This is a genomic window from Gallaecimonas sp. GXIMD4217, assembly GCF_038087665.1.
GTDB lineage: Bacteria > Pseudomonadota > Gammaproteobacteria > Enterobacterales > Gallaecimonadaceae > Gallaecimonas.
Genome location: NZ_CP149925.1, coordinates 752,843 through 766,437, shown reverse-complemented (window position 1 = coordinate 766,437; position 13,595 = coordinate 752,843). Strand labels below are relative to the sequence as shown.

12 protein-coding genes and 1 other RNA gene are annotated in these 13,595 nt (G+C 66.0%); 6 read left to right on the top strand and 7 right to left on the bottom strand.

The window, feature by feature from the left end:
• Positions 1–52: 52 nt before the first annotated feature.
• The 3 genes from WDB71_RS03820 to WDB71_RS03810 all read left to right on the top strand — a co-directional run bounded on the left by WDB71_RS03820 (position 53) and on the right by WDB71_RS03810 (position 2,537).
• Complete coding sequence (locus WDB71_RS03820; RefSeq protein WP_341503313.1) at positions 53–703, top strand: transglutaminase-like cysteine peptidase; 651 nt, start codon at positions 53–55, stop codon at positions 701–703.
• Positions 704–772: 69 nt separating this feature from the next.
• Positions 773–1,702 carry an ABC transporter ATP-binding protein gene (locus tag WDB71_RS03815; protein WP_341503312.1) on the top strand — a complete coding sequence of 310 codons (930 nt, stop codon included), beginning with the start codon at positions 773–775 and terminating at the stop codon, positions 1,700–1,702.
• A gap of 73 nt (positions 1,703–1,775) precedes the next feature.
• The gene (locus WDB71_RS03810) at positions 1,776–2,537 is read left to right on the top strand and encodes an ABC transporter permease (protein ID WP_341503311.1); all 762 of its coding nucleotides are present in this window, start codon (positions 1,776–1,778) and stop codon (positions 2,535–2,537) included.
• A gap of 30 nt (positions 2,538–2,567) precedes the next feature.
• Here WDB71_RS03810 and WDB71_RS03805 read toward each other — a convergent pair whose 3' ends face one another.
• From WDB71_RS03805 to WDB71_RS03795, 3 genes are read right to left on the bottom strand one after another with little or no spacing between them, the layout of a single operon-like run.
• Positions 2,568–3,467, bottom strand: coding sequence for a DUF4340 domain-containing protein (locus WDB71_RS03805; RefSeq protein WP_341503310.1), 900 nt, complete (start codon positions 3,465–3,467; stop codon positions 2,568–2,570).
• Positions 3,468–3,477: 10 nt separating this feature from the next.
• On the bottom strand, positions 3,478–6,225 hold the full coding sequence (locus tag WDB71_RS03800) for a Gldg family protein (protein ID WP_341503309.1): 2,748 nt from the start codon (positions 6,223–6,225) through the stop codon (positions 3,478–3,480).
• Complete coding sequence (locus WDB71_RS03795) at positions 6,215–7,144, bottom strand: ATP-binding cassette domain-containing protein (protein WP_341503308.1); 930 nt, start codon at positions 7,142–7,144, stop codon at positions 6,215–6,217. Before WDB71_RS03795 ends, WDB71_RS03800 begins: the two co-directional genes overlap by 11 nt.
• A gap of 256 nt (positions 7,145–7,400) precedes the next feature.
• Between WDB71_RS03795 and WDB71_RS03790 the strand changes: the two genes are divergently transcribed.
• Positions 7,401–8,279, top strand: coding sequence for a L,D-transpeptidase family protein (locus WDB71_RS03790; protein WP_341503307.1), 879 nt, complete (start codon positions 7,401–7,403; stop codon positions 8,277–8,279).
• Positions 8,280–8,328: 49 nt separating this feature from the next.
• On the opposite strand, the gene WDB71_RS03785 is transcribed toward WDB71_RS03790, so the two are convergent.
• From WDB71_RS03785 to WDB71_RS03775, 3 genes are all read right to left on the bottom strand, one after another.
• Positions 8,329–8,595 carry an Lpp/OprI family alanine-zipper lipoprotein gene (locus WDB71_RS03785; RefSeq protein WP_341503306.1) on the bottom strand — a complete coding sequence of 89 codons (267 nt, stop codon included), beginning with the start codon at positions 8,593–8,595 and terminating at the stop codon, positions 8,329–8,331.
• 98 nt (positions 8,596–8,693) lie between these two features.
• Positions 8,694–9,959 carry an MFS transporter gene (locus WDB71_RS03780; protein WP_341503305.1) on the bottom strand — a complete coding sequence of 422 codons (1,266 nt, stop codon included), beginning with the start codon at positions 9,957–9,959 and terminating at the stop codon, positions 8,694–8,696.
• Positions 9,960–10,029: 70 nt separating this feature from the next.
• On the bottom strand, positions 10,030–10,785 hold the full coding sequence (locus tag WDB71_RS03775) for an NRDE family protein (protein WP_341503304.1): 756 nt from the start codon (positions 10,783–10,785) through the stop codon (positions 10,030–10,032).
• 145 nt (positions 10,786–10,930) lie between these two features.
• Between WDB71_RS03775 and WDB71_RS03770 the strand changes: the two genes are divergently transcribed.
• Entirely contained in the window at positions 10,931–11,830 is a 900-nt protein-coding gene (locus WDB71_RS03770; protein WP_341503303.1) for a BRCT domain-containing protein, read from the top strand.
• 636 nt (positions 11,831–12,466) lie between these two features.
• Here the strand turns inward: WDB71_RS03770 and ssrA are convergent.
• Positions 12,467–12,827, bottom strand: a transfer-messenger RNA (tmRNA) gene (gene ssrA / locus WDB71_RS03765).
• Positions 12,828–13,113: 286 nt separating this feature from the next.
• Here ssrA and WDB71_RS03760 point away from each other — a divergent pair.
• Positions 13,114–13,569 (top strand): cytochrome c, encoded by a 456-nt coding sequence (locus WDB71_RS03760; protein ID WP_341503302.1) that lies wholly within the window; start codon positions 13,114–13,116, stop codon positions 13,567–13,569.
• Positions 13,570–13,595: the final 26 nt, after the last annotated feature.

Genomic DNA, 13,595 nt, shown 5'->3' with positions numbered 1-13,595 from the left:
GCAGGGAGAGGGCGACGACACCATCCGACCGCGGGTCGTATGGAGGTGCCTCGTGTTTGCTGTCGAGAGGGGGCACTGTCTTGCCGGCCAGCTGCTGCTCTGGACGCTGCTGCTGGCCCCGCCCGTGCTGGAATGGCTCGATGCCGAACCCCTCGAGCCCGCCACCGCAGGCGCCCTGTCCGGCCAGGGCCGTCACTGGCACCAGCTGCTGAGCCGCTACCGGCACCTGGACGAACGCCAGCTGCTCGCCGCCGTCAACAATGCCATCAACGGCTTTGCCTATTACGAGGACTGGCAGAACTGGAGCCGCTGGGATCACTGGGCCACGCCCCTGGAATTCCTGGAGGCCGGCGGTGGCGATTGCGAGGATTTCAGCATCGCCAAGTATTTTGCCCTGCGCGCCCTGGGCATTCCCGTCGAGCGGCTGCGCCTGCTCTACGTCAAGGTCAGCGGCGCCGGCCGCGCCCATATGGTGCTGGCCTACTACCAGCAGCCGGATGCCGTGCCGCTGCTGCTGGACAACCTCACCGACGCCATAGTCCCCGCCGACCAGAGGCCGGATCTGCTGCCCGTGTACACCTTCAACAGCCGGGGCTACTGGCTGGCCGACCGCCGCGGCCGGGGTATCAGGGTCGGCAACAGCGCCCGGCTCAGCCGCTGGGCGGAGCTGCAGCGCCGCTACCGCCGCCAGCAACGGCTCTGATCGGGACTGTTGCCAGGCGGCGCCAGATAGGGCACAACATGGGTAAGGATCTCAACACAAGGATGTTTCGTGTCCGCCATCATCCAGGTCGAGAATCTCGACAAAGTCTACGGCTCCGGCTTCCAGGCCCTAAAGGGCGTCAACCTGACCATCAACAAGGGCGAGCTCTTCGCCCTGCTGGGTCCCAACGGCGCCGGCAAGACCACCCTGATCAGCATCATCTGCGGCATCGTCAACCCCAGCGCCGGCGACGTGCGGGTGGACGGCCAGCACATCATCCACGACTACAAGGCGGCCCGGCGCCGCATCGGCCTGGTGCCCCAGGAGATCAGCACCGACGCCTTCGAGTCGGTGTGGGCCACGGTCAATTTCAGCCGCGGCCTGTTCGGCAAGGCGCCGGATCCGGCCTACATAGAGCGGCTGCTCAGGGATCTGTCGCTCTGGGACAAGAAGGACGCCCGCATCATGACCCTGTCCGGGGGCATGAAGCGGCGGGTGATGATCGCCAAGGCGCTGTCCCACGAGCCGGACATCCTGTTCCTGGACGAGCCCACCGCCGGGGTCGACGTGGAGCTGCGCAAGGACATGTGGGCCATGGTCAAGGGCCTGCAACAGCGCGGGGTGACCATCATCCTCACCACCCACTACATCGAGGAGGCCGAGGAAATGGCCGAGCGGGTGGGGGTGATCAACAGGGGCGAGTTGATCCTGGTGGAAGACAAGCACCAGCTGATGGAAAAGCTGGGCCGCAAGGAGCTGCGCCTGACCCTGCAGCAGCCCCTGGCCGAGCTGCCGGCCGATCTGGCCGACTACCGGCTGGCCCTGTCCGACGACGGCCTGGAGCTGGCCTACCAGTTCGACGCCCAGCACGAGGATACCGGCATCGCCGAGCTGCTCAGGCGCCTGGACAGGCACGGCATCGACTTCAAGGATCTGCGCTCCAGCCAGAGCTCCCTGGAGGAGATCTTCGTCAGCCTGGTCAAGGGAAGCAGGGCATGAACAGCCACGAGAGCAAGGCCAGCTACCGTTTCGAGGCGGCTGTGACCGCCACAAGACAAGCCCAGGAGGTGGCATGAACATCCACGGCATCAAGGCCATCTACCGTTTCGAGATGGCTCGTACCGGCCGCACCCTGATGCAGAGCATCGCCGCGCCGGTGCTGTCCACCACCCTCTATTTCGTGGTGTTCGGCGCCGCCATCGGCTCGCGGATGATAGCCATAGACGGCATCAGCTACGGCGCCTTCATCATCCCCGGCCTGGTGATGCTGTCGCTGCTGAGTCAGAGCATTTCCAACGCCGCCTTCGGCATCTACATGCCGCGCTTCTCCGGCACCATCTACGAGGTGCTCTCGGCGCCCATCTCGCCGCTGGAGATCCTGATAGGCTATGTGGGAGCGGCCACCACCAAGTCGCTGATCCTGGGTCTTATCATCCTGGCCACGGCCAGGCTGTTCGTACCCTTCGAGATAGCCCACCCCGGCTGGATGCTGGCCTTTTTGCTGCTTACCGCCCTCACCTTCAGCCTGTTCGGCTTCATCATCGGCCTCTGGGCCGACGGCTTTGAGAAGCTGCAGATCATCCCGCTGCTGGTGATCACCCCCCTCACCTTCCTGGGCGGCACCTTCTACTCCATCTCCATGCTGCCGCCCTTCTGGCAGCAGGTGACCCTGTTCAACCCCGTGGTGTACCTGATCAGCGCCTTCCGCTGGAGCTTCTACGGGGTGGCGGACGTCAACCTGGCCCTGAGCCTGGGCATGGTGCTGCTGTTCCTGGTGCTGTGCCTTGTCCTGCTGTGGTGGATCTTCCGCACCGGCTACCGGCTCAAGCAATGAAAAAAGGCCACCTCATGGTGGCCTTTTGACTCATTCCACCGGCTCGGGAGCCGGCGCCTCCTTGGCGCTGAGGCTGTCGGCGCTGGCCCGGGCCAGACGGTCGAAATCGCCGCTGGCCAGGGTGAAGGCGCCCCGGTGATCGCCGCGTTCGACGAAGTGGCTGTCGCCGGCCCGGCTGAAGCGGTAGTGCCACTGCTGGTCGCCGCGGTTGACGGTCAGCTCCCCGGCCGACTCGGCGCCGGCGGGTAGCTCGGGCTGCCAGCCGCTGACCCTCAGGCCACGCAGCTTGCCGACCAGGGCCTGGATGGCGGTGGCGTCACCCTGGCCGTCGCCGGCCAGGGTCCACTGCTCGTCCCGGTGCTCCAGGGCGAAATCGCCGCCCTGGATCCGTGTCAGCCGATCCAGGGCCAGCAGGCCCTTGTCCAGCCAGTCCTCGGCCGCCAGCGGCCACTGGTAGGCGCTGATCTCGCCCTGGTAGACGGCGTCGCTGCCGGCCAGGCGCACATGGCTGAGGCGAAAGGCCGGCGAGCTGCCCAGCAGCAACACCAGCTCGTCGTTGCCGGCCTTGAAGCTCAGCCGGCGCTCGTAGCCCTCCTCGGCCACCTTGAAGCGCCCATGGCTGGCGGCGGTGCTGGCCACCGGCCAGCCGGCCTCCAGGGCCAGGGCCTGATCCAGGGCCCGCTCCAGCTTGCGCTCGTTGACCGGCAGCTGGCCCAGCCCGGGCAGCCGCCAGCGGCCGTCCTCGCGGACCAGGGTCAGGCTGCCGTCCGGCCCGGACAGGGTCAGGCTGTCCAGGCGGCTGCGCTCCAGGGTCAGCAGGGGGCCGGCCTGCTGCTGGTGGCGTTCGCTGCGATCATGGCCCCACAGGGCGGCGGCCAGGCCCAGCTGCAACAGCAGCAGGACGGCCAGTAGCTTGGATAGCTTGCTCATTTTGCCTCCTTCAGTTGGCCAGCAGGGCCTGGTAGGCCGCGTTTCGGCGTTGCCGGCGCCAGCGCTGCAGCAGCGCCAGGGCCGCCAGCAACAGCGCCGCCAGGCCGTAGTTCAGGTATTCCCAGAACAGCTGCTGGTCATGTTCCATGGGCACCAGGGTGCGGTTGAAGTGGCCGCGGCTGCGGATCTGCATCAGGCCGCCGTCGTCCAGGGCCCAGTCGACGCTGTTGGCCAGCAGCTGCAGGCTGTTGAGGTAGCGGTTGCCGTCCACGGCGCCGGCCAGCTGCAGCACCTGATCGCGCAGGAAGTCGTTGGACGCGAACAGGATCAGCCGCGCCGAGGCCGGCGACTTCTGGATCACGGCGCCGAAGCGGCCCGGCTCCTGGTCGTCCTCGGCGGCCTCGTCCTCGGCCGCCTTGGCCAGCAGCGGCGATGCCTTGCCAGCGAAATAGGACTGGAAGCGGCCCTGCATCACCAGGGCCAGGGTCCGGCTGGCCTGTTCGCCCTCGGGGGCGAAGCCGGCGGCGCCGGGCAGCACGTCCAGGGACGGCGACAGCCAGGCCTGGGGCAGCTGGGCGGTGATCGGGTGCTGCTCGTTGAGGCCGGCGCCACGCACGTCGACGAAATAGGGGTAGTCGAGCATGCGGATCTCGCGCAGCTGGAAGCCGCCCAAATCCCGGGTCACCGGGATGGGGAAGGCGCCGCTTTGGGGATCCAGCACCAGCTGCTCCTCCATGGTCAGGCCGTGGTGGGCCAGCCAGTCGGCAAGGCCGGCGTCATGGCGGCCCATGGCCAGGCTGCGCCCGCCCAGCTCGGCGCTGAACGGCGAGGTGGCGGCGATGACGGTGCCGCCCTTCATCAGGAACTGATCCACGGCGAACAGGGCCTTGTCGTCCAGCTGCTCGGGAGCGACCAGCACCAGGATGTCGGCCTCGCCGCCGACGACGCCGTCATCGATGTCCTCCCGCACCACGTTGAGTTCGGTGCCGAGCAGGGCCTCCAGCTCGTTGAAGCCGCCGCCATAGCCGCCCGGGGCGACCAGGGCCACCGTCTTGGTGAAGCCGCTGGCGAAGCGCTTGATGGCCGCCTCCAGGTTGCGCTCGAAGCCCTCGCGGCTGAGATCCCCCAGCGGCAGCTGCACCACCTGCTCGTCCCGGGCCAGGGTCAGGTAGTAGTAGAAGCCCTCGCGGCTGAGCAGATCCTGGGTCAGGGGCTGGAAGCCGTAGTCTTCGGCCAGCCGCCTGGCCAGGGCGCCGTCGCCGGCCTCGGGGTCGACGAAGTCCACCTTGAGGCGGCCGCCGGAGCGGGCCTGGTAGTCGTCGAGCACCGCCCGGATCGCGTCGCTGAAGGCCACCAGCGGCTCCGGCAGCCGGGCCTCGGGAGAGACGTAGGCGGTGAAGGCCAGCTCGCCCTTGACGGTGTCGAACAGGTTGCCGCCCCCCTGGTAGCTGCGCAGCACCTTGCGGATGGCCTGGGTCAGATCGTACTCGGGGTTGCGCAGCTGCACGTCCAGCTCCCCTTCGCCCCTGGCCTTGACCTCGATGAGATCCCGAAAGCCCAGCAGCTGGTGCTCGTCGCCGTACTGGACCAGCACATTGAAGTAGGAGCTGACGATGGACGCCTGGTAGCGGTCGGCCACCTGGAAGGGTACCGGCTCTATGCCGTAGCGGCGGTTGGCCTCCTCCTCCAGCTCGGGCGACCGGGCCGGATCCACCAGCTCCAGGCGCACCTGGCCGCCGCCGGCCACCTGGTACTCGCGCAGCAGATCCTGGAGCCTCGGCACCAGGGGCGCCAGCAGCGGGTGGGTCTGGCTGCTGAAGTAGCCGCGGATCAACAGCGGCTCGCGCAGCTGCTTGAGGTAGCCCCGGGTGGCCTCGGACAGGGAGTAGAGCCGCCCCTCGGTCAGATCCAGGCGCAGCCCCGGCAGCTGCCCCAGCCAGAGGTTGGCGCCCAGCAGGTTGGCCAGCAGCAGGGCGGTGACGCCGTGCCAGAGCCGGTGCCGCCCGCAGCCCTGCTGGCTCCACCTGGCCTTCTCCAGTACCAAGGTGTTGAGCACCAGGAACAGGGCGGTGAGGCTCAGGTAGTAATAGAGATCGCCAAGGTCGATGACGCCGCGGGCGATGGCCTCGAAGCGCGAGCCGGTACCCAGGGCCCGCAGCCATTGGCCGGCCTCGATGCCCACCAGCTCGGTGAGCAGCGGCGAGCCCAGCAGGTAGAGGCCGCCGCAGAGGGCGCTGGCGGTGATCAGGCTGACGATCTGGTTGTCGCTGCGGGCGGACACGAACAGGCCCACCGCCAGGTAGCAGGCGCCCAGCAGCAGGGTGGCCAGGTAGCCGGCCCAGACCGGGCCCCAGTCGAGATCCCCCAGCATGGCCACGGTCAGCGGCAGCGGCAGGGTGATCACCAGCGCCACCGCCAGCAGCAGCAGGCAGCCCAGGAACTTGCCCAGCACGAAACACCACAGCGGCACCGGCTGGGTCAGCACGTGCTCCAGGGTGCCGGTGCGGCGCTCCTCGCTCCACAGCCGCATGGTCAGGGCGCTGGCCAGGAAGATCAGCAGCACCGGCATCCATTCGAACAGGGGCCGCACGTCGGCGATATTGCGGGCGAAGAAGGCCTCGCCCCAGAAGAAGGCGAACAGGGTCACGGCCGCGAAACAGGCCAGGAACAGGTAGGCCACGGGCGAGGCGAAGAACTGCTGCGCCTCCTTGGCGGCCACCCGCATCAGCCAGGGCCAGGGGGATTGCTTAGGCTGCATCCTTCACCTCCTCCGTCCGGTTGACTTCCCGCAGCAGGCTTTCGAGGTCACGCTTGACCGGCGCCAGCCGGTAGAGGGCGGCGCCGGCCTCGGCCACCAGGGCGGCGGCAGCGGCGCAGAGCGATTGCTGCGAGGCGCCCTCGGCCAGCACCAGCCGGTAGCCGTTGTCGCCCAGGGCCCGCACCTCGGCCACGCCGGCCAGGCTGGCCAGGCGCTGGGCGGCCTGGGGCAAGTCGCTGGCCAGCTCCACCTCGTTGGCCAGGCGCAGCCGCTCCAGGCGCTCGTCCACGGCCAGGCGGCCGTTACGGATGATCAGCACCCTGTCGCACAGCGCCTCCACCTCCTGCATGATGTGGGTGGACAGGATCACGGTGGCGTCCCGGGACAGGCGGCGCACCAGGCGGCGCATGTGCTCGGTCTGGGCCGGATCCAGGCCGTTGGTGGGCTCGTCCAGGATCAGCAGCTTGGGCTCGGCCAGGATGGCCTGGGCCACGCCCACCCGCTGCTTGTAGCCCCGGGACAGGGTGTGGATGGGGGCCAGCAGCCTGTCGCCGATATCGGTGGCGGCCAGGGCCTTGCGGATGGCGGCCTGCTTGGGCTGCCCTTCCAGGCCCTTGAGGGTGGCGGCGTAATCCAGGTAGTCGGCCACCGTCATGTCCGGGTAGACGGGCAGGCTCTCCGGCAGGTAACCCAGCTGCCGCTGCACCGCCTTGGGATCCTCGGCCAGGTCGATGCCGCCCAGGCGGATCCGGCCCTGGTCCGGTTCCAGATAGCCGCTGAGCATCTTCATGATGGTGGTCTTGCCGGCGCCGTTGTGGCCCAGCAGACCGACGATCTCACCCCTTTGGATGGTGAAATCGACCCCGTCCACGGCCAGCTGTTGGCCGTAGCGTCGGGTCAGTTGTTTGACTTCCAGCATGATGTCCTCCAAATGTGATGGGCAGGTGGGCGCGCTATCCCACCCTGGGCTGACGACGCGGCGGGCGGGGAGGAGGACGGGCCACGGCCTGGCGCCTGTTCATCGAATAAAACATTGTTCTCACGTCCTGTCGCAACAGAAACAACTAAATTAAAAACAAGGCATTACGCGAATTGCCAGGAAAGATAATAGGGACGCTTGCACCAGATTCAAGAGCGGGCAAGATCACCGATTCAGGTTCGAAGTGGAGGCCGGAATGCGCTGGATACGGATACTGCTGCTGTGCTGCCTGCCGGCCTGGGGGGCGCCCTACCCCCTGCCCGAGACAGGGGATCTCATCGGCGCCCCCGGCGCCTACCTGGTCAAGCCAGGTGACCACTTCGAGGCCATCGCCCGGGACCACGATCTCAGCGTGCTCAACCTGATCGCCGCCAACCCAGGTGTCGACCCGCTGCTGCCGGCGCCAGGCAGCTGGCTGGTGCTGCCCAGCCAGACGCTGCTGCCCCAGGGCCCCAGGGACGGCATCATCATCAACCTGGCCGAACTGCGCCTCTACCTGTTCGAACAGGATCAGGTGCAGGTTTACCCCATCGGCATCGGCCGCATCGGCCGCAGCACGCCGCTGGGCCGTACCCGCATCGTCGCCAAGCATGCCGAGCCCAGCTGGACCCCCACGGACGGCATCCGCGAAGCCTACCTGGAGGCCGGCATCACTCTGCCGGAGGTGGTGCCGCCCGGCCCGGACAACCCCCTTGGCCCCTTTGCCCTGCGTTTGGGGCTCGGCATGGGTGAATACCTGATCCACGGCACCAACCGCCAGGCGGGGGTGGGCACCCGCATCAGCTCCGGCTGCATCCGGCTCAGAAACCCGGACATCGGCGAGCTGTTCGAGCGGGTCGAGGCCGGCACCCTGGTGCAGATCCTCGATCAGCCGGTCAAGCTTGGCCATGGCCCGGACGGCCGTCTCTACCTGGAGGTGCACGAGCCCCTGAGCCGGGGCGAGCCGGGCCGGGACAAGCTGCTGACGCTGTCACCCAAGCAGCTCAGGCTGCTGGCCGCCGAGGGAGTCGATCAGGCCCTGGTGCGCCGCCTGCTGCTACAGCAGCGCGGCCTGCCGGTGCCCGTTTCCCCCTGAAAACGCAAAAGGGGCTCCTGCTGGAGCCCCTTGGTCTGGGATGGTTGGGTTACTTGGAATAGCGCGAACCCGACATGGCGTCGATACGCTGGTTGGCACGCATGGCCTCGGCCTTGGCCTCCTCGGCGGCGGCCTTGGCGTCCATGATGCCCCTGTTCATGGCGCCGTGGTCGGCGCTCAGGGCATCCACCTTGCTGGAAAGCTGATCGACCTTGTTGGACAGGGTCTCGACCTGGCGTTCCAGATCGGTGTTGGCACAGCCGCCCAGTACCGCAGTGGCCAGGACCAGGGCGCCCAGTGTCAGTTGCTTTTTCATATCCGCTCCTCTGATTGACAATGGCGACTGCAAACTGCCACAAGTTCCTGTAAGCACAGCTAAGTTTGGCACAGTTCACAAATTCTGCCGGGTGCGGGCTAACGCTGGCCGCTCAGGGCCGAGGCCGGCACCCGGGCCAGCAGGGCGCCGCCGGCCAGGAACAGGAAGATCAGCGCCAGCATCGAATAGCGCACGTCGCCGAACCAGGTGCCGAACAGGCCGAACAGGGGCGGGCCTATCAGCACCGCGAACTTGCCCATCAGGTTGTAGAAACCGAAGAACTCGCCGCTCATCCCGGCCGGGATCAGCCGCGCGAAACAGGAGCGGCTCAGGGCCTGGACCCCGCCCTGCACCAGGCCCACCAGCACCGCCATCACGAAAAACTCCCAGGGAGCGCTGATGAAGGCGGCCCAGATGCACACCAACACATAGACGAAAAGGCCGATGTAGATGCCGCGCCTGGGGCCGATGCGCTCGCCAAGGTAGCCAAAGGCGATGGCGGCCGGAAAGCCCACGAACTGCACCAGCAGCAGCGCCAGGATCAGGGTCGAGCGCTCGAAGCCCAGGGCCCGGCCGTAGGCCACCGCCATGCGCACCACGGTGTCGACGCCGTCGATGTACAGCCAGTAGGCCAGCAGGAAGAGGCCGGCGCTGCGGTAGCGGCGCAGCTGCTTGAGGGTGCTGAACACCTGGCCCAGGCTGCCGCGCCACAGCCCCTGCTCGGACGCCTGCAACGCCTTGGGCTCGCGCACCCAGAGCGCCAGGGGGATGGTGAACAGCGCCCACCACAGCGCGGTGACCCAGAACGAGCCCAGCACCGCCTGGGTGCCGCTTGCCAGGCCCAGCCAGTGGGGGTTCAGGGCCGCCAGCACGCAGCCCAGGTACAGCAGGCCGCCGCCCAGGTAGCCCAGGCCGAAGCCCAGGCCGGACACGAAATGCCACTTCGACTGGGGGGCCACGCTCATCAGCAGGGCATCGTAGAAGAGGTTGGCGCCCATAAAGCCGATGGTGGCCAGCACGAACAGGCCAGAGGCCCAGGCCCAGTCCCCCTGGCCCACGCTGGCCAGGCCGGCGGTGGCCACCATGCCGGCGCCGGCGAACAGCAGCAACAGCTTCTTCTTGGCGCCGGCCTGGTCGGCCAGGGCGCCGATAAAGGGGGCGATCAGGGCGATGACCAGGGAGGCGGCGGCATTGGTCCAGCCCAGGCGCAGGTTGGCCTCCGTCACCGACACCCCCTGGTTCCAGAAATCCTGGTAAAGGAGCGGGAAGAAACCCGCCAGCACCACTGTGGCGAAAGCGGAGTTGGCCCAGTCGTAAAAGGCCCAGCTCCATACGGCCCGGCGATCGCCCTTGTTGTCGGCCATGGGCTTCCTCAAAAAAGTGTTTTGGAAACAGCAGTGTGGCAGCAAATGGCGGCACAAGAGATCGGAGGGGTTAGGACGGCACCGCCTGGAAAGGGCTGCTGTCCGGCGGACCGTCGGCATTGAGCCAGAGCGGCTTGCCGGTGGCCGGCAGGGCAATGAGCGCCGAGCAGAGGGTGCCGAAGCCCACCGAGCTGGTCACCTGCATCGCGTCCGGCCTGATGTGAAAGCGAGCCGGATCCGGCGGCAGCCGGCCCGGTTCGGCCAGCAGCCCCTGCCAGGCCCGCCAGTCGCCCCGGCCAGGCTCCGGCACGGGCGCGGCCCGAAAGCGCGGCAGGTTGGCGGCCAGGCGGGGGCTGTTCTCGACGTCGTTGAGGTCATGGGCGGTCAGCATGGACAGGCCCTCCGGCACGGCCCGGGCCTTGATGGCCCCCTGGCCCAGGCCCCTGAGCCAGTAGGCGCCATGGCGGTCGGCCAGCAGCAGGTTGAAGGGCCGATAGCCGCCGCCGTCGAGGGCCGTAAGAGCCCGGACGGCAGCGTCGGCGCTGTCATGGGCCAGGGCCTTCAGCGGCAGCTCGCCCCGGGAGCGCTTGCCCCTGGCCGGCCCCAGGGAGCCGGGCCGGTTCAGCACAGTGGCCACCAGGCCCTGGTCGTTGAGCCCGAGCCAGGTACCGCCGCCCAGCACATCCAGGCCGGCGGTCACGCCCGGCAGCCCGGGCCAATGCCGCCCCGGCGGCCGCCAGGGGCGGTCGGCCATCTCGTCTCTGTTGGCGCCGAGCAGCACCGGCCAATCATGGCCGGGCCGGCGCAGGATCACGACGGTGCACATGGGGTCAGCTAAGCCTCAAGGGTTGCTGCTGTCAATGCTTTGTCAAACAACCAGGATTAGAGGCCATCCACCCTTGGCTTGCGAAAGACGTCTCCAAGAACCACTTTTAGTCTTGTGCCCAATTATCAGTGACATGGAGGTCCACATGAACATCGAGTTGAACCCGCATGGTCAACCGAGCAGCTTTGGTATCAACTTCCGAAATAACCGTCGCAAGGCGTTCGATACACTGAAAGGTCTTCTAAAAGGTATTACAGCTGATAAGAAGCTCAACAATGCCGAACTCGCTTACCTCACCACTTGGCTCGCCGATGCCTGGGCCATTCGAAACCATAAGACAACCGCCTGTGTAGCCGAGCGCATCGATAACATTGTCTCAGACAGGGTTATCGATGATGAGGAACGAAGTGAGCTACTTTACCTATGCACTGCCATTGCCGAGAACCCCGTTTGGCTGGATGTTGAGTTGGGATGCGACGAACACCAAGTGGATGAGCTGGTAGGCATTGCCTGCGGCATATTGGCAGACGGCATCGTCAACGATCAGGAGATCCGGGCCTTAGATCGCTGGTTCAGGATGAATCCGGCAGCTTGCCAGCGCTGGCCAGGCAGTGAGCTGGCCAGTACCTTACGCATGATTCTCGCCGATGGTGTCATCACCGAGGACGAGCGCAGTACATTGACCCTCATGCTGGAGGACCTGACCGGAAATCCAATGGAACACGGTGCCGTCTCTGGGCTCTCAAGCGGTATGCCGCTGGATCATGACGCCGAGTTGGACTTTAACGGCACCGCTTTTTGCTTTACCGGACGATTCCAGTTTGGCACCAGATCAAAGTGCGAGGAAGCCGTACGCCTTCGCGGTGGCACCATAATGACAGGGATAAAACGCGACTTGGACTACTTGGTCGTAGGGCTGCACGGCTCGAGGGACTGGCGTCACACTACCTTCGGAAACAAAATCTTAAAGGCTGTTGATTACCGGGAAAAACATGGTAGGCCGCTGGCGATCGTCAGTGAAGACCTTTGGGTACACCAGCTATAGCAGCATTGGCGTTCGATATCAGGAAATAGGGACGTTCAGTGGCGCTATCTCTGGCACTTATTCTGCGCAATATGCCAATCGGTTATCCTGCCGATTGGTGAGCCCATGGGGATTATGTGAATTGTCGGAAAAAGGAGGAAGCCACTCACCGGGGGGATTTATTCGGCGCGTCCCTGCGCCTCACCCGCTCGCTGCGCTCGGGGCCGGCCTGCGGCCGTTCCGGTTTGCTCCCGGCAAACCGGTGAACCCATGGGGGTTCGGCACCCGCCGGGCTCTTCGTCAAAGGCCAAAAACGACAAAAGCCACCCAAGATCGGGAATGAAATACGCCGGGGGGGGTTTATTCGGCGCGTCCCTGCGCCTCACCCGCTCGCTACGCTCGGGGCCGGCCTGCGGCCGTTCCGGTTTGCTCCCGGCAAACCGGTGAACCCATAGGTATGTCACTTTTCGGAGAAAGCCAACCGCCGGGGGATTTGACTCGGACCTTCCCTGGTCCTCGCCCCTACGGGGTCGCCTGCGGCGCTCCAAAATGGCTGTCCTGCCATTTTGTGACCCCGAGGGGGTTCGGCACCCACCGGGCTCACCGTCTAGCGCAAACAAAAACGCCTCCCGGTTGGGAGGCGTTTTTGTTTGCGTTTGGTGGAGCCGGGGGGATTTGAACCCCCGTCCGTTGACCCTACGCCGTCGGTACTACATGCTTAGCCGTCTCTTTTAGTTAACTGCGTTGAGCGCCGAGGGGCAGGCTATCAAGCAGCGAGCCTGATTGGTTTTAACGCTTTGGCTCCAGGCAAAGCCGCCACGCGATCCTGTCAGGTTTGACCTTCCTGATCCAAAGCCGACAGGCGGGCTAAGGGGGAAGGGCTCTCTACTGCTTATTAGGCAGCGAGTGCGTAGTTTTCGTCGTTTGCGACTATTTGTTTGCGGTTTTTTTACGAGGCCAACCGCACCTCGGCATGCACCTTGGGTTTCGTGATCCCCGTCGAATCCTAATCGGCCCCAAGTACGACTGCCATTCTACGCCATAGCGGCAGTTAAAAAAAGCCCGGGCAAGTGGCCCGGGTCTGAATTGGCAGATTTCGACTACTTGCTGAAAACCTTAACGAAAGTCGCCGGCTTGGAAGGCGCCTCGGCCAAGGTCTGACTGCTAACTTACCCGTAACACCAGGCCGCGTCAACTTTTTGACGGTCGTTTATCGCAGCTGAGCGCGTCCTGTCCCGGGCTGCCCTTGCACGGGCCCCAAGCCTGGGATAGAAAGAGACGGCAATGTCTTGAAAGGAATAACAATGATGCGCAAGTATGCCCTGGCGGCCGCCCTCGCCGCCCCCCTGCTGGCCAGTCCCCTGGCCCAGGCCTTCGACGACAAGGACGAAGCCATCGACTACCGCCGCTCCGTGTTCTCCCTGGTTGCCAAGCACTTCGGTGAGATGGCCGCCATGGTCAAGGGCAAGAAGGACTTCAACGCCGAGGAGTTCCAGTACCGGGCCGAGAGCCTCAAGGCCCTGTCCCACATGCCCCTGGAAGGCTTCCTGTACCCGGGCGCCGATAAGGGCGACACCAAGGCCAGGGCCGAGGTGTGGGAAAACACCGAGGAGTTCAAAAAGCGCCTGAGCGGCTTCCAGGCCGATACGGTGGCGCTGCTGGACAAGGCCAAGAGCGGCGATCTGAACGCCATCAAGCCGGCCTTCGTGGCTGCGGCCAAGAACTGCAAGGCCTGCCACAAGGACTTCAAGAACCGCTGATGGCGGTCAAGATGAAAAAGGCGCCC